The following is an 18,426-nucleotide window of genomic DNA, read 5'->3' as shown; positions in this document are numbered from 1 at the left end:
ACCCGTCGGGTCAAACCCCGGCCAACTCACTCTCCGGTCAACTCAATCCTTGGCCGGGGTCTGGGCCGGCTCGGCGGCGGCGGCGGCGGCGGCCGGAGCCGCATCCGCCGGCGGTGTGCCGGCGGCGCCCTCCGCCCCGTCCTTGCCCGCGGCGTTCGTGGCGCCGCGGCGGCGGAAGGACGTGCGCTTGTACACCACGCTGTCCGAGGACCCCGGCGGGCACTGAACGATTTTACCCCCCTTCGCAAGAAACTCGCGGGTCATGGAGTCGAGATCATTCCGATCCGCGCTGCGGTTATCGGATGCCATGCATGCCTCCTGTGATCGTCATCGTGCCCCATAGCACCATCCGGGCGGTCCCGGCGGTCCATGGAGCATGCGTTTCTTTTGTGAAGCGGCTGTTACAGGATTGGGGGCAACCGGTTTCTGAACGGGCGGCCCCTGAACGGGCGGCTCCGAAAAAATCGGAGCGGAAAATCACGCCTCCTTCAGGTTGGCCGCGGCGCTTTTGCCCTTCTTGGGGTCGCGCTGGAGTTCGTAGGACAGCTTCTGGCCTTCATGAATGTTGATGCCCGACCGCTCAACGGCGGAGATGTGGACGAACACGTCGGCCGTCCCGTCATCCGGCTGGATGAAGCCGTAGCCCTTGGTGGTGTTGAACCATTTCACGGTTCCAGTAGCCATCTGGTAGTTCCTTGAACGAGGTTTCCCATGGCGCTCGTGCCACGGGTTCACATCAAATCACCGAGGGGAAGGACCAGACGCAGCGATCTGCAAGCGGACCGTAGACCCAAAGAAATTCGACTCTTTTCATGTGGGGATCGAAAGGCCGGGATGCAACCCGAACCCTTCGGGCAAAGCCCCGCCCACTTGTTTCGACTCACGACTCTTGCCTCGTTCGTCGGTGTCGTCCCTGCCCTTCGGCGGAGTTGTCCCCGGCTTGTTGCTTAGCCCATGATTTTGGCAACCCGATTCTTTTGACTTAGCTTTCCTGAAGGAGCCGGCGGCATGCAGCGTGCCCATCTCGTGGCCGCGTTCCTGACCTTTGCCGCTCTGTGCGTCGGCGTGTCCGCCCTGTCGGTGTCGCGCGACCGCCACGTCACGCTGGAACAGGCCCGCCGCGAGTTCGCCGCGACCGCCCATCTGCTCGACGAACACGCCAGCCGCGCCATCGAAGCCGGGGACGCCCAGCTGCGCATGCTGCTCGACGCGCTGGAACGGTGGGACCGCCGCGACCCCGCCGAAGGGCGGCGCATCCAGGCGGCGATGCACGCCCGCGCCGAACGCCTGCCGCAGGTCGGCGGCGTCTGGGCGCTCGATGCGCGGGGCCGACTGCTTCTCGACAGCGCGGAACACCCGCCGCCGCCCCGCGACCTGTCGGAGCGGGACTATGCCCAGGCCCATCTGGGCGTCAACCAGGGACCGCCGCTGGGCCTCCATGTCGGGTCCCACCTGCCCGGCCCCGAAATCCCTGGCCCCGGCATCAGCCAGGGGCGTTTCACCATCAGCCGCGCCCTGCGCGACGAGGAGGGAATCCTCCAGGCGATCGCGGTGGCGGGCATCCGGAACACCTATTTCTCGCAGATGTATGGGGAGGCCGGCTGGGGCGAGGGTGCCCGGCTGGCCCTGTTCACCAGCGCCAAGGAGAAGCTGGCGGAATGGCCGCCGAACAGCGCCGTCGAGCCCCCCACCACCGCTTGGCCCCAGCCCTGGGACCCGCCGGACGGCCCGGCGATCATCGAGGGCACGCAGATCACCGCCGCGCGGATGCTGACCGGCTTCCCGATCGTCGTGGTGGCGAGCCGCCCCCTGGCCGAGGTGCTGGCCCCCTGGCGGGAGCGCGCCCTGTGGACCACGGCGGTCAGCGGCGGCATCCTGACCGGCGCGTCCCTGCTGTTCGCCTTTGCCCTGGCCGGCGCCCGGCGGGAGGAGACGGTCCGGGCGGAGCTTCTGCGCGCCAACCAGAGCCTGGACGAGCGCGTCCGCCAGCGCACGGCGGACCTGGAGAAGGCCCTGCGCAGCGCGGAGATGGCCAGCCTCGCCAAGATGAAGGTGCTGGCGACGGTCAGCCACGACCTGCGCCAGCCCCTGCAAGGTCTGGCCGCCTTCCACGAACTGCTGTTGAAGGAGGCGCCGAACCCGACGCTCCAGCAGTTGGGCGCCATGGCCTCGGCGTCGCTCCAGGCCGGGCAGCGGCTGCTCGACGATCTGCTGACCCTGTCGCGGCTGGAGGCCGGGGTGGTGCCGGTGGAGGTCGCCGCCTTCCCCCTCGCCCCCTTGCTCGACCAGCTCGCCGCCGAACTGCGGGCAGAGGCCGAGGGCAAGGGCCTGCGGCTGACCGTAATGCCCACCAACGCCTGGGTGCGCAGCGATCCGGCGCGGCTTCAGCCGATCCTGCGCAACCTGCTGTCCAACGCCGTCAAATACACGGCGCGCGGCGGGGTGGTCGTCGGGGTGCGGCCGCACGGCGACCGCCTGCGGGTGGAAATCTGGGACAGCGGCCAGGGCATCGCCAAGGCGGAGCTGGGCACGATCTGGGAGGAATTCTACCAGATCGGCAACTCCGCCCGCGACGGGTCGCGCGGCGCCGGCCTCGGCCTCTCCATCGTCGAGCGCACCGCCCGCCTGCTCGGCCATCCGCTGGAGGTCCGGTCGCGGGTCGGCCGCGGCTCGGTCTTCGCCGTCACCCTGCCCCGCGTCGCGGCCCCCGCCGTCCCGCCGGCCGTGGAGGTTTCCCGGCCGGAGTTGACGCCCCCCGCGGCGCCCCCCATCCCTCCGGAGCGCACCGCCGAACCCTCTCCCGGGCGCCTGTCCGGACGGCGGGTGCTGGTGGTCGAGGACGATCCGTTGCAGCGCAGCTCCCTGACCCTGCTGCTGGAGCAGGCCGGGGCCGGTGTGATGGCGGCCGACAGCTTCGATTCCGCCCTCGCCGCCGCCCAGGCGACCCTCCAGGCGCCCTCGGCGATCCTCAGCGATTACCGGTTGCCCGGCGGCACCGACGGGCTGAGCGGCATCCAGACGCTTCGCGGCGTGTTGGGACGGGACGTTCCGGCCATCCTGCTCACCGGGGAACTCTCCGCCGACCTCGTGCGCGCCGCCAAGGACGCGGGCTGCCTCGTGCTGACCAAGCCCGCCCCGCCCAACCGCATCCTGACCACCCTGGCGGAGCTGACCGCGGGCGCCGACGCGGCCGCCTGAAGCGGGGCCTGAAGCGGGGCCTGACGTGCGGCCCGATGCCCTGTCCCGCCGCTGCCGCTTCCCTTGGTGCACGGCGCCCGCTTGCGCTACAGTCGCGCCATGACCGAAGAAGACCAGCCCCATATTCTGGTCGTCGATGACGACACCCGCCTGCGCGAGCTGCTGCGCAAGTATCTCGCCGGCAACGGCTTCCTGGTGGCCACCGCGAAGGACGCGGCGGAGGCGCGAGCCAAGCTGGCCGGGCTCGCCTTCGACCTGCTGGTTCTCGACATCATGATGCCGGGCGAGACCGGGCTGGAGCTGACCGAATCGCTGCGGCGGGAGCGCGACCTGCCCATCCTGCTGCTGACCGCGCGGGGCGAGCCGGACGACCGCATCGCCGGGCTGGAGGCCGGGGCCGACGACTACCTCGCCAAGCCGTTCAACCCGCGCGAGCTGCTGCTGCGCATCAATTCGATCCTGCGCCGTCAGGCCAGCCGCCCGGCGGACCCGGTGCCGCCGCAGCCGGTCAAGCTCGGCCCGATGATCTACCTGCCCGACCGCGACGAGCTGCGGGCGGGCGAGGAGGTGGTCCGGCTGACCACTGCGGAGGCCGGGCTGCTGCGCGTGCTCGCCGCCTCCCCCGGCACCATCTTCTCGCGCGAGGAGCTGACGGAGCGCAGCAAGGTCGCCGGCAACGCCCGCACCATCGACGTGCAGGTGACCCGGCTGCGCCGCAAGATCGAACCCGACCCGCGGGAGCCGCGCTACCTCCACACGGTGCGCGGCGAGGGCTATGTGTTGAGGCCGGACCCGTAACGGGACCGCCGGAAAGCCAGGACCAGGACCATGACCACCGACACCGCCGCCGCACCGATGCCGATGCCGCGCCGCGAGCAGACGGGGCTGCTGAAGCGGTTCCTGCCCCGGACGCTGTTCGGCCGTTCGCTGCTGATCATCGTGACGCCGGTCATCCTGGCCCAGGCGGTGGCCACCTGGATCTTCTACGACCGGCACTGGGACACCATGACGAACCGGCTGGCCTTCGCGGTGGCCGGCGACATCGCCATGGTCATCGGCATGCTGGAGCACGACCCGACCCCGGAAGGGCGCAACTGGACGCTGGCCGCCACCGCGCGCAGCACCGACCTGATCGTGACTCTGGAGCCCGGCAGCACCCTGCCCGACCACCCGCCGAAGCTGCGCGGCATGCTGGAGAACACGCTCAGCAAGGCGCTGCACGAGCGGGTGCGGCGGCCCTTCGCCATCAACACCCGGATCACCCGCGAATGGTACGAGATCCGCGTGCAGATGCCCGACGGCGTGCTGTCGGTTATGTCGCCGGAACGCCGCCTGTTCAGCCCGACCAGCTACATCTTCATCCTGTGGATGGTCGGCTCGGCCCTGGTGCTGTTCACCGTCGCCATCATCTTCATGCGCAACCAGATCCGCCCCATCAAGCGGCTGGCCGCCGCCGCGGACGCGCTGGGCAAGGGCCGCGACGTGCGCAACTTCAAGCCGGAGGGCGCGACCGAGGTGCGGCAGGCCGCCGTCGCCTTCCTGCGCATGCGCGAGCGCATCCACCGCCAGATCACCCAACGCACGGAAATGCTGGCCGGCGTCAGCCACGACCTGCGCACGCCGCTGACCCGCATGAAGCTGGCGCTGGACATGCTGGGCGACGGGCCGGAGGTCGAGGAGCTTCTGACCGACGTCACCGAGATGGAGATGATGATCGAGGGCTACTTGGCCTTCGCCCGCGGCGAAGGGACGGAGACCGTTCAGCCGACCGACCTGACCCGCATCCTCAACGAGGTGGTCTCCGGCGTCCGCCGCGAGGGGGCGGAGGTGGCGTTGGCAGCACCGGACGGGCTGACCCTGCCGCTGCGCCCCAACGCGACGCGGCGCTGCCTCGCCAACCTGCTGTCCAACGCCCGGCGCCACGGCGACCGCATCTGGGTGCGGGCGGAGCGGGAGCACGGCTTCATCGACATCCTGGTGGACGACGACGGGCCGGGCATCCCGCAGGCGTCCCGCGACGATGTGTTCAAACCCTTTTTCCGGCTGGACAGCTCCCGCAACCAGGCGACCGGCGGCGCCGGGCTGGGGCTGACCATCGCCCGCGACGTCGTCCGCAGCCACGGCGGCGACATCACGCTCAGCGACAGCCCCTACGGCGGCCTGCGCGTGCTGATCCGCCTGCCGGTGTAAGCCTTACAGGAGGCCCCCACCCTGGAGACCCTGCCATGCCCGTCAGCCCCGACGAGTACCGCCTCATGGACGTTCAACAGGGCGGGTGCTGCTTCTATTGCGGAGAGCCGGTGGGGGCCAAGGCGACCTTCGACCATCTGATTCCGCTGGCCTACGGCGGACTCGACGCGGCGCCGAACGTCGTGCTGGCGCACCGCCGCTGCAACCAGCGCAAGGCCGACCGCCTGCCGACGCCGGAGGAGATCGACCGCTTCGTCACCCAACGCCGCCGCAGCCAACTGGGCGTCTGGCCGCCGCTTCTGGCGCTGCGCGACGCCGAGCCGGGCGACGAGTGGATGACGGTCGCCCGCGCCATCGCCGGGCTGTGAGCGCTGGGCCTCCTGAGCCCTCTTGACGGCGGCCCCGCCTTCTGGCCCGATCACCGGAACGATAAACAAGGTTAATTCGGGAGCGTTCGATGGCGGATCGGTACGACGTCGTGATCGTCGGCGGTGGTGTGATGGGCTGCGCGGTCGCCTATTTCCTGGCGAACGACCCCGGCTTCGGCGGCACCGTGGCGGTGGTGGAGCGGGACCCGACCTACCAGCGCGCCTCCTCCGCCCTGTCGGCCAGCTCGATCCGCCAGCAGTTCTCGACGCCGGCGAACATCGCGCTGTCGCAGTTCGGCCTGTCCTTCATCCGCAACGCGACGGAACATCTGTCCGTGGACGGCGATCCGGTGGATCTGGGCCTGCGCGAACCGGGCTATCTCTATCTGGCGACCGGGGCCGGAGCGGACATCCTGCGCCGGAACAACGCCATCCAGCTGTCCTGCGGCGCCGACGTGGCGCTGCTGTCGCCGGAGGACCTGACCGCCCGCTTCCCCTGGCTGTCGGTGGAGGGGATCGCGCTCGGCTCGCTCGGCCTGTCCGGGGAGGGCTGGTTCGACGGCTACAGCCTGATGCAGGCCTTCCGCCGCAAGGCCAAGGCGCTGGGCGTCGCCATGATCGCCGGGGAGGTCGCGGGCATCGACACCGCCGAGGGCAAGGTCACCGCGGTGCGTCTGGCCGACGGGCGGCGGCTGTCCTGCGGGGTGGCGGTCAACGCCGCCGGGCCGCAGGCCCGCCGCGTCGCCACCATGGCCGGGGTGGACCTGCCGGTGGCGGCGCGCAAGCGCTGCGTCTTCGTGTTCGACTGCCGGGAAGAGCTTCCCGGCTGTCCGCTGGTCATCGATCCGTCCGGCGTGTGGTTCCGGCCCGAGGGCAAGCAGTTCATCTGCGGCGCCCCGCCGCCCGCCGACCGCGACCCGGACACCGACGACCTGACGGTCGAGCACGACCTGTTCGAGGAGATGATGTGGCCGGCGCTGGCCGAACGCGTCCCCGCCTTCGAGGCGATCAAGGTCACCAACGCCTGGGCCGGCTTCTACGAATACAACGAGATCGACCAGAACGCCGTCATCGGGCCGCATCCGGAACTTTGTAACTTCCTGTTCTGCAACGGCTTCAGCGGTCATGGCCTGCAACAGGCGCCGGGCGCCGGGCGCGGGCTGGCGGAGTTGATAGCGACCGGCGCCTACCGCAGCCTGAACCTGTCGGCCTTCGCCTACGACCGTCTGGTGGAGAACCGCCCCCTGCTGGAGACGAATGTGATCTGAGGGAACGGGCGCGAGCCTGACCGGTTGATGGGGTGACCATTCCGAACGGAGCATGAGGCCCCGCGATGAAGCAGCCCCACACCGAAGAAACCGTCAAGCACACCGACGACCAGCAGAACACCGGCAACCACAAGAAGCCGGATGCCCCTGACGCCAAGGGCGCCGACCGTTTCGGCGGCACCCGCAAGGGCGCGGAGAATGTGGAGCCGAGCAAGGACTGAGGCTGGGGACTGATCCCGGCCCGAAAGGCTTGCAGCGATGGAGCGGACGTGCCACATCCCCTGGCGCGTCCATCTCCATTCCGCAGGTCGGGAGCCTCTCCCATGGCTCACGCCATGTTCAAACGCTACAAGGTCCTGTTCACCCGCCCCTTGCCCGGCTTGCGTCCGGGCCGGCCCGAGCGCGACGCCATGGTGGAGCGGCTCAAGCGCTTCGCCAGCCAGAACGGCATGGCCGGCGATCTTCACGCGATCGCGCCCAACGCCGGCTTCGGCATCCTGGAAATCCAGTGCACGGACAAGCTGGCCCGCCGCCTGAGCGACCTGTCCGAGGTCGAATCCGTCCTGGAGGCGTAAGTCCTGTCCGATGCCTTGCGATGGCGGCCGCTGTTTTCGGCGGGCGCCTACGATGCGTTGGCTTCGTTGTCCTTCTTCGCTTTCTCCTGCTTCGCCTTATCGTGATGCCACTTGATGGCGAAGAACATGCCCGTTCCCAACACGATAATTTTGAATGGGAAGAAGACCAAAGGGAACCAGTCGTACATTTTGAACATCTCCAGGCTATGACACCGTCTATCGTCAAGGAAACCTGACGACAGTCAGGTCGAGCGTGAGATTTTGTCTGCGGGCGGAGCCGCAGACGGGTGGGTTGGTGGGGCGGCAACGAAACGGGCTTCCTCAGCCTTGTAGACGTACTGGCTGGCCACCAGCCACCCCTTCAACGGCCGCAAGGGCGGCACACAGGTCAGCAACAGGAACGGCAGGGTCGTGACGAGGTGCACCCAGTAAGGGGCCTCGAACTTTACCTCGATCCAGAGCGCCAGGATGACCGTGGGAATGGAGGCGAAGCAGATGACGAAGAAGGCGGGGCCGTCGGCCGGATCGGCGTAGGAGTGGTCCAGACCGCAGACCTCGCAGTGGGAGCGCAGCGCCAGGAAGCCGTTGAACAGATGACCCTGGCCGCAGCGTGGGCAGCGACCACGCGCGCCGGTGCTGAACGGGGGAAGAGGCGGCCACTCCTGTTCGGATGACATCGCGTGTTCCTTCGAGGGCAATGGCAAGCAATGCCTGCATGCAATGCGTGATCGTATGCACCATCAAGGCTGACAATGTCAATTTGAATGCATCCAATACGCCGCCGGAATTCATACAAAATGGGAGATGCGGCCGGGGACAAGGCTAACGGCTGTGCGCCGGTTCAGGCCTGCCTGCGCCTTCCCAGCCGCCAGACATGTTTCAGGGTCCCTCTCCCCTCCGGGCGGTGGAATTTGGGAAGCGCAAGCGCCTCTACCTCCCGTTCAGTTGACGGGGCATCGGCTTGCGGCGGCGGCACAACGGGCCATCTTCAGTGTTTTAAAGCACAGATGCCGTCAGGAGCGTGCCTTCATGAATCCCCGGTTGCTCGCCGAGGTGCTGGAACCCGTGCTGAACGCCGCGGAGAAGGACGACGCGGCGATGCTCGACGCCGTAAATCTGTCGGCGGAGGCGCTGGCCGCGCTCGGTGCGGTCATCCTCGATCGCGACGGGCGCCCGGCCGACGGTGTGTCCGACGAACGCGCGGTCGTCGCCGCGCTCAACACTCACGCCCACACGCTGATGCAGTGCGGGCGGCTCGACGACGTGGTCGAGGCGCTGCAACTGGCCGAACGGGTCGGCCGGCTGGGCCGCCTGCCCCACCATCCGCGCATGTCCGACGGCTAGCCACCTACGGTTAGGCGGGAGGAACACCGCACCGCCCCGGTTGTTGTGCGAGCCGTGCCGCCCAACAGGGGAGACGTGTCTTGTCGACAGCGCCCAAATCGAATGTCTTTTCCAGCCCCATCGAGGGCGAGGCCCTGTCCCTGCTTCAGGACAAACTGCTTCCCGGCTTCCTGACCGGACGGCGCTGGTACGCCGCCAAGGACGCCGGCACGCCCACCGTGCGCATCGTCGATGCGCTGCCGCTTCCGCTGGCCTCCGGTTCCGCCCAGCTCTGCCTGCTGCGGGTGGAGGCACCGGGGCGGGAGGCACAGCTCTACCAGCTTCCCCTGGTGCTCAACCGCGACGGCCAAGGCGACGACGGCGAGGCCGACACCGCCGATCCCTTCACCATCGCCGGTCCGGAGGCGCTCCCCTGGCCGGGCAGCCTGCGCGACGGCTACGGGGACGAGGAGGTCGTTCGCGCCCTGCTTAACGGAATCCGCAAGGGCGGCGAGAACGGCGGCCTGCGCTATGGCCGCAGCCGCGCCTTCGACGCCGTAAAGGGCGCGCTGGACGGCGGCGCCCCGCTGCGCTGGACGGGGGTGGAGCAGTCCAACACTTCCGTCCGCGTCGGCGACGCCGCGATCCTGAAGGGGCTGCGCAAGCTGGAATCCGGCACCCATCCGGAGTTGGAGGTCGGGCGCTTCCTGACCGAGGTCGCCAACTTCCGCAACACCCCCGCGCTGCTCGGCTGGGTGGAGCGCACGGGCGACGGCGAGGCCGCCACCCTGTGCATCCTGCAGGAGCTGGTTCCCGACGCCCGCGACGCCTGGAGCCACGTCACCGCCTGCTTGGCGGAGCGCGTCGAACGCTTCGACGACACGGCGGACGACGTCGCCCTGATGACCTTCATGCGCCGGCTGGGCCGTCGCACGGCGGAGATGCATCGGGCGCTCGCCACCCCCGGCGGCGGCGACGCCTTCACGCCCGAACCGGTGACTCCGGCCATGCTGACGGGCTGGGCGGACGGGGTGCGCACCCTCGCCCGCCGCGTTCTGGGCCAGCTGCGGGAGGCCGCCCCGCGGCTGGACGCCGACCTCGCCCCCTACGCCGCGTCGCTGGCCGACAGCGAGGCGACGGTGATGCGGCAGATCGAGACGCTGACGCCGCCGCGCGGGACCTTCCACGCCATGCGCCTGCACGGCGACTATCACCTGGGGCAGGTGCTGGCTGGCAAGGACGACCTGTTCATCGTCGATTTCGAGGGCGAGCCGATGCGCCCTCTGGCCGAGCGGCGGGCCAAGCACTGCATCCTGCGCGACGTGGCGGGGATGCTGCGTTCCATCACCTACGCCGCCGCCGGGGCGCGGGCCGCCCTGCCCGACGACCTGGACGAGACGGCGCGCGGCGCCCGCACCGCCTGGCTGAACTGGTGGGAGGGGGAGGCGGCTTCCGCCTTCGTCGCCGGCTACCGCGAGGCCATCGGTGATTGCCCGGGCTGGCCCGCCGACGCGGCCACCGCCACGCAGCTTTTGAAACTCTTCCTGCTGGAGAAGGCGCTCTACGAGATCGGCTACGAGCTGGCGAACCGGCCCGACTGGCTGGCCATTCCGCTGGCCGGGGCCATCGGCATCCTGGGCGCCGACGCCGGGCCGGAGGTGGCCGACCGCGCGTCCGGCCCGGTCGGGCTGGCCGCCCCCGGCGCCACCCGCCTCGGCGAGGCGCGGGCCCACGCCATGCCCTTCGGCGCGCAGGTGCAGCCCGACGGCTCCGTCCGCTTCACGCTGTGGGCGCCGGGGACCGAGCAGGTCTCGCTGTGGCTGGAGGACACCCACGCCCTGCTGCCCATGGTGCGGCGGGCCGACGGCTGGTTCGAATGGACCACCGCCCAGGCCCAAGCGGGCACCCGCTACCAGTTCGAGCTTCCGGACGGGCTGCGCGTGCCCGACCCGGCCTCCCGCCACCAGCCGGAGGACGTGCACGGGCCGAGCGAGGTGATCGACCCCACCGTCTTCCGCTGGTCCGACGCCGCCTGGACCGGCCGCCCCTGGCACGAGACGGTGCTGTACGAGCTTCACGTCGGCACCTTCACCGAGGAGGGCACCTTCCGCGCCGCCATCGACAAGCTCGACCACCTCGTTGAGCTTGGCGTCACCGCCATCGAGCTTCTGCCGGTGGCCGATTTCCCCGGCGCCCGCAACTGGGGCTATGACGGGGTGCTGCCCTACGCCCCGGACGCCGCCTATGGCCGCCCGGAGGATCTGAAGGCGCTGGTCGACGCCGCCCACGCCAAGGGGCTGATGGTCTTCCTCGACGTCGTCTACAATCATTTCGGGCCGGACGGGAACTACCTCCACGCCTACGCCAAGGCCTTCTTCACCGACCGGCACAAGACGCCCTGGGGCGACGCCATCAACGTGGACGGGCCGCGCAACGCCACGGTGCGCGACTACTTCATCCACAACGCGCTCTACTGGATCGAGGAGTTCCACATGGACGGGCTGCGCTTCGACGCGGTCCACGCCATCCTCGACGACAGCGACAAGCTGTTCCTCCAGGAGCTGGCGGAGCGCGTGCAGGACGCCGTGCGCTGCCGCCGCCACGTCCATCTCGTGCTGGAGAACGACGAGAACGAAGCCCACCTGCTGGAGCGCCATCCGGAGGGCGACCCGCGCTGGCACACCGCGCAGTGGAACGACGACCTGCACCACTGCCTGCACGTCTGGGCGTCCGGCGAGGACGCCGGCTATTACGCCGACTACGCCGGCGACGCGGTGAAGCTGGCCCGCGCCATGGCCGAGGGCTTCGCCTTCCAGGGGCACGCCTCCTCCTACCGCGGCGGCGAGGCGCGCGGCGAGCCGTCGGCGCACCTGCCGCCGACCGCCTTCGTCACCTTCATCCAGAACCACGACCAGATCGGCAACCGCGCCTTCGGGGACCGCATCACCCGCTTCTCGCGGCCCGAAGCGGTGCGGGCGGCGAGTTCGCTCTATCTGCTGGGGCCGGGCATCCCGATGCTGTTCATGGGCGAAGAGTGGGCGTCCGACCGTCCCTTCCCCTTCTTCTGCGACTTCGCCGACGAGCTGGCCGAGGCGGTGCGCAACGGCCGGCGGGAGGAGTTCGCCAAGTTCCCCGAATTCCAGGACCCGGCGGTGCGCGACCGCATCCCCGACCCGACCGCGCCCGAGACCTTCCAGTCGGCCAAGCTCGACTGGGACGACCGCGAGACGGGCGAGCACGGGGAATGGCTGGACTGGTACCGCCGCATCCTGGCGGTGCGCCGCAAGGAGATCGCGCCGCGGCTGGAGAACGCGCCCGGCGGTGCGTCGGCCTACGAGGTGATCGACGGGCGAGGCATCCGCGTCTCCTGGCGGCTGGGCGACGGCAGCCGCCTGCATCTGCTCGCCAACCTGTCCGACGCCCCCGTGACGGGCATAGGCGAGGCCGTGGGCCGCGTCCTGTGGACCGAGGGTAAGGGCCTTGATGGCGGAACCATGGCGCCGCTGTCCGTCCTGTGGACCATCGAGGAGACGACGGCGCTCGACCGGCTCGGCGAGCGGATGGGGATCGAGACGCACTACACCGGCGCGTCGGGCGAGACCGTCCAGGCGTCGGAGGGCACCATCCGCGCCCTGCTCGCCGCCATGGAGGTGGACGCCGACGATCCGGAAGAGGCGCTGGCGGCATTGGAGCGGCGCGAGTTGGCCCGTCCCCTGCCCCCGGTGGCGGTGCTGCGCATCGACCGCCCGCCCTTCTCCGTCACCGTCACCCTGCCGGAAGGCAGCGGGACGCTGCGCTGGACCCTGACGCTGGAGGGCGGGGGCGACCGCAGCGGCGAGGCCGATTTCGGCGACTTGCCGCTGGTCCGCAAGGCGGGCGCCGAGGGCCAGCATTTCGAGGTGCGCCGCCTCGACCTCGGCGCGGCTCCGGCGCCCGGCTATCACCGGCTGCGGCTGGACGTGGACGGCCTGCGGGCGGAGCATCCCGGCCTGGAGACGACGGTCATCGCCGCCCCCGCCACCTGCCATCTGCCCGCCCCGCTCCAGATGGGCGAGCGGATCTGGGGCCTGTCGGTCCAGCTCTACGCCCTGCGCTGCGCCGGGGATTGGGGGATCGGCGACTTCGGCGACCTCGTCAACGTCGCGGAGATGGCGGCGGCGCGCGGCGCGGGCATCGTCGGGCTGAACCCGCTGCACGCCCTGTTCCTCGACCAGCCCGATCAGGCCAGCCCCTATTCCCCGACCAGCCGCCTGTTCCTCAACCCGCTCTACATCGACGTGCTGGCGGTGCCGGAACTGATGGGCTGCGCCGAGACCCGCGACCGGATCGCGGACGAGAGCTTCCTCGGCGCGGTGCAGGCGGCGGGGACCGCCCCGCTGGTCGATTACGCCGCCGTGGCGGCGCTGAAGCTGCCGGTCCTGGAACGGCTGTTCGCCCATTTCCAGAGCGAGGGCAGCGAGGAGCGGCGGCGGGCGCTCGCCGCCTTCCGGGCCGAGCTGGGCGAGGGGCTGGAGCGCTTCTGCACCTTCCAGGCCCTGCGCGAGCGTTTCGCCAAGGACGGCACGCCCGACTGGCGCCGCTGGCCGGAGCAGTATCGGGACGCCACCTCCCCCGCTGTCCGCCGCTTCGCCGAGGAGCGGCGGGAGCGCATCGACTTCTTCGTCTGGCTGCAATGGCTGGCCGACAGCCAGTTGCGGGCGGCGGCGGAGCGGGCGCGGGAGCGCGGCATGGCCGTCGGCTTCTTCCGCGACCTCGCGGTCGGGGCGGACAGCGGCGGGGCGGAGACCTGGGCCGACCCGCATGTGGTGGTGGCGCAGGCCCATGTCGGCGCCCCGCCCGACCTGTTCAACCCGGCCGGGCAGGACTGGGGCCTGCCGCCCTTCCACCCCCACGCATTGCGCGAGGGCGGCTACGCCCGCTTCATCGAGCTTCTGCGCGCCAACATGCGCCACGCCGGGGCGCTGCGCATCGACCACGCCATGGCGCTCCAGCACGTCTACTGGATACCGGAGGGGCACCCGCCCTCCGAAGGGGCCTACGTCGCCTACCCGATGGACGACCTCCTCGGAATCCTGGCCCTGGAGAGCCAGCGCAACCGTTGCCTCGTGGTCGGCGAGGATCTGGGCACCGTGCCCGAGGGATTCCGCGAACGCATGGCGGAGGCGGGTGTCCTGAGTTACCGGGTGATGTTCTTCGAATGGACCGAGGACGGCGGGTTCCGCGGCCCCGACGACTACCCCTACACGGCGCTCGCCACGGTGGGCAGCCACGACCTCGCCACGCTGCGCGGCTGGTGGGAGGGGCACGACATCACGCTGAAGGAGGAGCGCGGCCTGTACCCGGCAGAGGGCGAGGCGGAGCGCCAGCGCGACCGCCGCATGGCCGAGCGCGCCCGCCTGCTGGAGGCTCTGGCCGACGCCTTCCTGCCGCTGCCCGCCAGCTTCGGCCCCGACAGCCCCTACAGCGAGGCGCTGGGCCACGCGGTGCACGCCTTCCTGGCCCGCACCGGCTCGGCCATCGCCATGGTCCAGATGGACGACCTGACCGCCGAGCTGGAGCAGGTGAACCTGCCCGGCACGGTGGACCAGTATCCCAACTGGCGCCGCAAGCTGCGCCTCGCACTGGAGGACATGGCCGACTGCCCGCAGGCCGGCGCCATCGCCGCCATCATGGCCGCCGCCCGGCCGGCCGCGGTGGCGGATGGGAGGCGCGACGATAACCCCCTCTCCCCTCCGGGGAGAGGGTTGGGGTGAGGGGGTCCCGCAACTCCCGAACGTCCGGCACACGCACAACCCCCTCACCCTCCCCTCTCCCCAGGGGGGAGAGGGAACACCCATCAGGAGACCAACCCATGGCGGCGGACGCCGATAAGCCGATCCCCCTGGCCACCTACCGCGTGCAGTTGCGCGCCGAGTTCGGCTTCGACCGCACCGCCGGAATCGCCGACTACATGGCGCGGCTGGGGGTCAGCCATCTCTACGCCTCGCCCTACATGAAGGCGCGGCCGGGCAGCACCCACGGCTACGACATCGTCGACCACAACGCCCTGAACCCGGAGCTGGGCAGCGAGGAATCCTTCCACGCCATGGTCGAGGCGCTGAAGCGCAACGGGCTGGGCCAGATCCTCGACTTCGTGCCGAACCACATGGGCGTCGGCGGGGCCGACAACGGCTGGTGGCTGGACGTGCTGGAATGGGGGCCAGACAGCCCCTACGCCGGCTACTTCGACATCGAGTGGGAACCCGACCGCCGCTACCTGCACGGCAAGGTGCTGGTGCCGCTGCTCGGCGACCAGTTCGGCGCGGTTCTGGAATCCGGCGGGCTGGAGCTGCGCTTCGACAAGGAGGCCGGCGGCTTCGCCGTCTGGGCCTACGGCACCCACAAGCTGCCCATCCGGCCCGCCGACTACGGCACGATCCTGGGCGACGACCAGCCGGACCTGGAGCGCATCGGCGACGCCTTCCGCCATCTCGATCAGGTGCGCCCGCACCAGATCCGCCGCGCCAACGCCCTGAAGGCGGAGCTGGCCGCTCTGGTCTCCGAGAAGCCCGATGTCGCCGAGGCCGTGGAGCGCCGGCTGAAGCGCTTCCGTGGCGCGGAGGGCGAGCCGGAGAGCTGGCGCCGGCTGACCGAGCTGATCGCCGCCCAGAACTGGCGCGCCGCCTATTTCAAGGTGGCGGCGGACGACATCAACTACCGCCGCTTCTTCAACATCAACGAACTCGCCGGCCTGCGCATGGAGGAGCGGGAGCTGTTCGACGTCGCCCACCGGCTGGCCTTCAAGCTGGTCGACGACGGCACGCTGGACGGGCTGCGCATCGATCACATCGATGGCCTCTACGACCCCAAGGGTTATTGCGAGCGGCTGGCCCAGGCAACCGAGCGGCCCTTTTATCTGGTGGTCGAGAAGATCCTGGCCCGCCACGAGCGGCTGCGCGAGGACTGGCCGATCGACGGCACCACCGGCTACGAGTTCGCCAACCTGATGGGCGGGCTGTTCGTCGACCCGCAGGGCGAGGAGGCCTTCACCCGCCTCTACGCCGACTTCACCGGGCGGCGCGAGAGCTTCGACGAGGTGGTGCGGACCAGCAAGATCCGCATCATGGAAAGCGAGATGGCCAGCGAGCTTCACGTGCTTGCCCGGCAGGCCTCGCGCATCGCCCGCGCCAACCCGCACACCGCCGACTTCACCGCCAACATCCTGCATCAGGCGCTGAAGGAAACCATCGCCCGCTTCCCGGTCTACCGCACCTATGTGGACTGGCGCGGCGTCAGCGAACTGGACCGGCGGAGCATCGACTGGGCGATCACCCAGGCGCGCAAAGCCGACCCGAACACCGACGGCTCCGCCTATGATTTCCTGCACAGGCTGCTGACCACCGATCTGGTGGCCCAGCCGCGCAGCGGCTACAGCCGCCAGCAGGTGCTGCGCTTCGCCATGCGCTTCCAGCAGTACAGCGGTCCGGTGATGGCCAAGGGGCTGGAGGACACCGCCTTCTACCGCTACAACCGGCTGGCCGCGCTGAACGAGGTGGGCGGGCATCCCGAGCATTTCGGGGTCGGCACCACCAACTTCCACCACGCCAACTCCGAACGGGCGGAGCGCTGGCCGCACGCCATGCTGGGCAGCACCACCCACGACACCAAGCGCGGCGAGGACACCCGCGCCCGCCTCTACGCCCTGTCGGAAATGCCGGAGGAGTGGGAGCGGCAGATCCAGACCTGGAGCCGCCTGCTGCGCGCCCGCCGCGGCGACGTGGAGGGCACCGCCCCGCCCGACCGCAACGACGAGTATCTGTTCTATCAGCTCCTCGTCGGCGCCTGGCCGGCGGAGCTGACCGGCGCGGACCCCGCCAGCCTCGACCCGCAGGCGATGACGGAGTTCGCGGAACGCCTCGCCGGCGCCATGACCAAGTCGATGCGCGAGGCCAAGGTCCACAGCACCTGGGCCGCTCCCGACGAGGCCTATGAAAGCGCCATGACCAGCTTCGTCCACGACGCGCTGGACGTGTCGCGCAGCACCGCCTTCTTCGACGCCTTCCTGCCCTTCCAGGCGCGGCTTGCCCGCATCGGCATGGTCAACGGGCTGACCCAGACCCTGCTGAAGCTGACCAGCCCCGGCGTGCCGGACATCTATCAGGGCTGCGAACTGTGGAACTTCAGCCTCGTCGATCCCGACAACCGGCGCCCGGTGGACTACGACGCCCGCCGCCGCCTGCTCGACGAGGTTGAGGGGGCGGAGATCGGCAGCCTGCTGAGCCGCTGGCAGGACGGCGCGGTGAAGCTCTCCCTGACCCGGCGCGCCCTGGCTCTGCGGGCGGCCATGCCCGACCTGTTCGCCAAGGGCGAGTACCTGCCGCTGGAGGCAACGGGCGAACGGGCGGAGCATGTGGTGGCCTTCGCCCGGCGCCTCGGCGACGACACCGTTGTGGTCGCCGCCCCGCGTCTGGTGGGCGCGCTGGGCGAGACCCCGGACTGGGGCGACACCTCCGTCCCGCTGCCGCGCGGACAGCGCTGGCGCAACGCGCTGACCGACGGGACGCTGGAGGCCGCGGACGCGGTGACCGCCGCCGACCTCTTCCGGGACTTCCCCGTCGCCCTGCTGGTGCGGGAGGGGTGACTTCCATGGACCGCAACCTGCCGCCGCGCCGCGCGCTCGTTCCCATCGACCAGCGGCTGATCGGGAGCGACCCTGGCAAGCCCGCCGTCTTCGGGACCGTGCTGTCCGGCGATCCTCAGGAAAGTTTCCTGAACCTCTACGACGGCGGCGGGGGGCGGTTCGCCTGCGGGGTCTGGCAATGCACGCCGGGCACCATCGCCATGACCGACTGGCCCTATGAGGAGTTCTGCGTGCTGCTGGCCGGGCGGGTGGTCATCACCCCCCGGGACGGCGCGCCGCAGGAGCATGGGGAGGGCGACGCCTTCGTCATTCCCAGGGGCTTCACCGGTGTCTGGGAGGTGCGGGAGACGATCCGCAAATACTACGCGATCGAGAAGCCGCTCGGTCCCCGCGCCGCCGTGAAGCGGATGCTGCGCGCCCCGCTGTCGCTGGCCCGGCGGCTGTTGCGGCGGGGCGAGCCGGCCCTGGCCCGCGGCGGCTTTTAAAAGAACCCCCTTGACAGGGTTGCCTCACAAAATACCCGATTTCTTCGCTCGGGATTGATCGAATCCCTTCGCCACGCGTTATTCCAAAGGACAAGCGCCCGATCCGAGAAACGAGAGGCGCCTCATCGGACCATTCCTGCACCACGGGACGCGACCACAGACGGACGGGAGACAAGTCATGAGCGATCATCGCCAGTGGGTCGAGCTGGACCCCAGCAACGGCTCCGAAAACATCAAGCCGCAGGACGGTCCATCCGCCGCGGCCCCCGCGCAGAACTCCGCTCAGCCGGCGGAATCCCCCGCGGCGGGCGGTCCGGAAGAGACTCCGGACCGCTGACCAACGGTCATTGTCTAAGGATACTGTTTAAAGCATGCGAAAACGGCAGGGCGGAGCCTCAG

Annotated in this window: 16 protein-coding genes; 12 read left to right on the top strand and 4 right to left on the bottom strand. The window is 70.1% G+C overall.

The annotated features are described in order from the left end of the window. Positions 1-42 precede the first annotated feature (42 nt). Both ACWPN7_RS02990 and ACWPN7_RS02985 read right to left on the bottom strand, forming a co-directional pair. Entirely contained in the window at positions 43-309 is a 267-nt protein-coding gene (locus ACWPN7_RS02990) for a hypothetical protein (RefSeq protein WP_459196643.1), read from the bottom strand. A gap of 168 nt (positions 310-477) precedes the next feature. Beyond that, entirely contained in the window at positions 478-684 is a 207-nt protein-coding gene (locus tag ACWPN7_RS02985; RefSeq protein ID WP_014197503.1) for a cold-shock protein, read from the bottom strand. A 324-nt stretch (positions 685-1,008) separates the two neighbouring features. Between ACWPN7_RS02985 and ACWPN7_RS02980 the strand changes: the two genes are divergently transcribed. From ACWPN7_RS02980 to ACWPN7_RS02950, 7 genes are all read left to right on the top strand, one after another. Further along, positions 1,009-3,198 (top strand): ATP-binding protein, encoded by a 2,190-nt coding sequence (locus ACWPN7_RS02980; RefSeq protein WP_459196642.1) that lies wholly within the window; start codon positions 1,009-1,011, stop codon positions 3,196-3,198. A gap of 99 nt (positions 3,199-3,297) precedes the next feature. Next, positions 3,298-3,996 (top strand): response regulator, encoded by a 699-nt coding sequence (locus ACWPN7_RS02975; RefSeq protein ID WP_035676932.1) that lies wholly within the window; start codon positions 3,298-3,300, stop codon positions 3,994-3,996. A 30-nt stretch (positions 3,997-4,026) separates the two neighbouring features. Further along, positions 4,027-5,388: an ATP-binding protein gene (locus ACWPN7_RS02970; RefSeq protein WP_200475509.1), complete on the top strand. Its 1,362-nt coding sequence runs from the start codon at positions 4,027-4,029 to the stop codon at positions 5,386-5,388. Positions 5,389-5,423: 35 nt separating this feature from the next. After that, positions 5,424-5,756, top strand: coding sequence for an HNH endonuclease (locus ACWPN7_RS02965; protein ID WP_040134423.1), 333 nt, complete (start codon positions 5,424-5,426; stop codon positions 5,754-5,756). 89 nt (positions 5,757-5,845) lie between these two features. Continuing rightward, on the top strand, positions 5,846-7,024 hold the full coding sequence (locus ACWPN7_RS02960) for an NAD(P)/FAD-dependent oxidoreductase (RefSeq protein WP_459196641.1): 1,179 nt from the start codon (positions 5,846-5,848) through the stop codon (positions 7,022-7,024). A gap of 65 nt (positions 7,025-7,089) precedes the next feature. Further along, positions 7,090-7,245, top strand: coding sequence for a hypothetical protein (locus ACWPN7_RS02955; RefSeq protein ID WP_167555917.1), 156 nt, complete (start codon positions 7,090-7,092; stop codon positions 7,243-7,245). 102 nt (positions 7,246-7,347) lie between these two features. Next, positions 7,348-7,599 carry a hypothetical protein gene (locus tag ACWPN7_RS02950; RefSeq protein ID WP_040134425.1) on the top strand — a complete coding sequence of 84 codons (252 nt, stop codon included), beginning with the start codon at positions 7,348-7,350 and terminating at the stop codon, positions 7,597-7,599. A gap of 47 nt (positions 7,600-7,646) precedes the next feature. On the opposite strand, the gene ACWPN7_RS02945 is transcribed toward ACWPN7_RS02950, so the two are convergent. Next, positions 7,647-7,787 (bottom strand): hypothetical protein, encoded by a 141-nt coding sequence (locus ACWPN7_RS02945; RefSeq protein WP_175428789.1) that lies wholly within the window; start codon positions 7,785-7,787, stop codon positions 7,647-7,649. A 54-nt stretch (positions 7,788-7,841) separates the two neighbouring features. After that, positions 7,842-8,276 (bottom strand): DUF983 domain-containing protein, encoded by a 435-nt coding sequence (locus ACWPN7_RS02940; protein ID WP_040134426.1) that lies wholly within the window; start codon positions 8,274-8,276, stop codon positions 7,842-7,844. Positions 8,277-8,628: 352 nt separating this feature from the next. On the opposite strand from ACWPN7_RS02940, the gene ACWPN7_RS02935 reads away from it, so the two are divergent. The 5 genes from ACWPN7_RS02935 (at position 8,629) to ACWPN7_RS02915 (ending at position 18,364) form a co-directional block, all read left to right on the top strand. Then, positions 8,629-8,943 carry a hypothetical protein gene (locus tag ACWPN7_RS02935; protein WP_094303269.1) on the top strand — a complete coding sequence of 105 codons (315 nt, stop codon included), beginning with the start codon at positions 8,629-8,631 and terminating at the stop codon, positions 8,941-8,943. Between the two features lie 80 nt (positions 8,944-9,023). Then, a complete protein-coding gene (gene treZ / locus ACWPN7_RS02930) occupies positions 9,024-14,675 on the top strand; it encodes a malto-oligosyltrehalose trehalohydrolase (RefSeq protein WP_459196640.1) in 5,652 nt (1,883 codons plus the stop codon). Positions 14,676-14,773: 98 nt separating this feature from the next. After that, positions 14,774-17,542 carry a malto-oligosyltrehalose synthase gene (treY, locus tag ACWPN7_RS02925; protein ID WP_492273107.1) on the top strand — a complete coding sequence of 923 codons (2,769 nt, stop codon included), beginning with the start codon at positions 14,774-14,776 and terminating at the stop codon, positions 17,540-17,542. 5 nt (positions 17,543-17,547) lie between these two features. Continuing rightward, complete coding sequence (locus ACWPN7_RS02920) at positions 17,548-18,027, top strand: cupin domain-containing protein (RefSeq protein WP_459196638.1); 480 nt, start codon at positions 17,548-17,550, stop codon at positions 18,025-18,027. 178 nt (positions 18,028-18,205) lie between these two features. Next, the gene (locus ACWPN7_RS02915; RefSeq protein ID WP_175429737.1) at positions 18,206-18,364 is read left to right on the top strand and encodes a hypothetical protein; all 159 of its coding nucleotides are present in this window, start codon (positions 18,206-18,208) and stop codon (positions 18,362-18,364) included. Positions 18,365-18,426: the final 62 nt, after the last annotated feature.

The organism is Azospirillum sp. UENF 312511, assembly GCF_058780635.1.
This window is presented reverse-complemented; position numbering and strand designations above follow the sequence as displayed.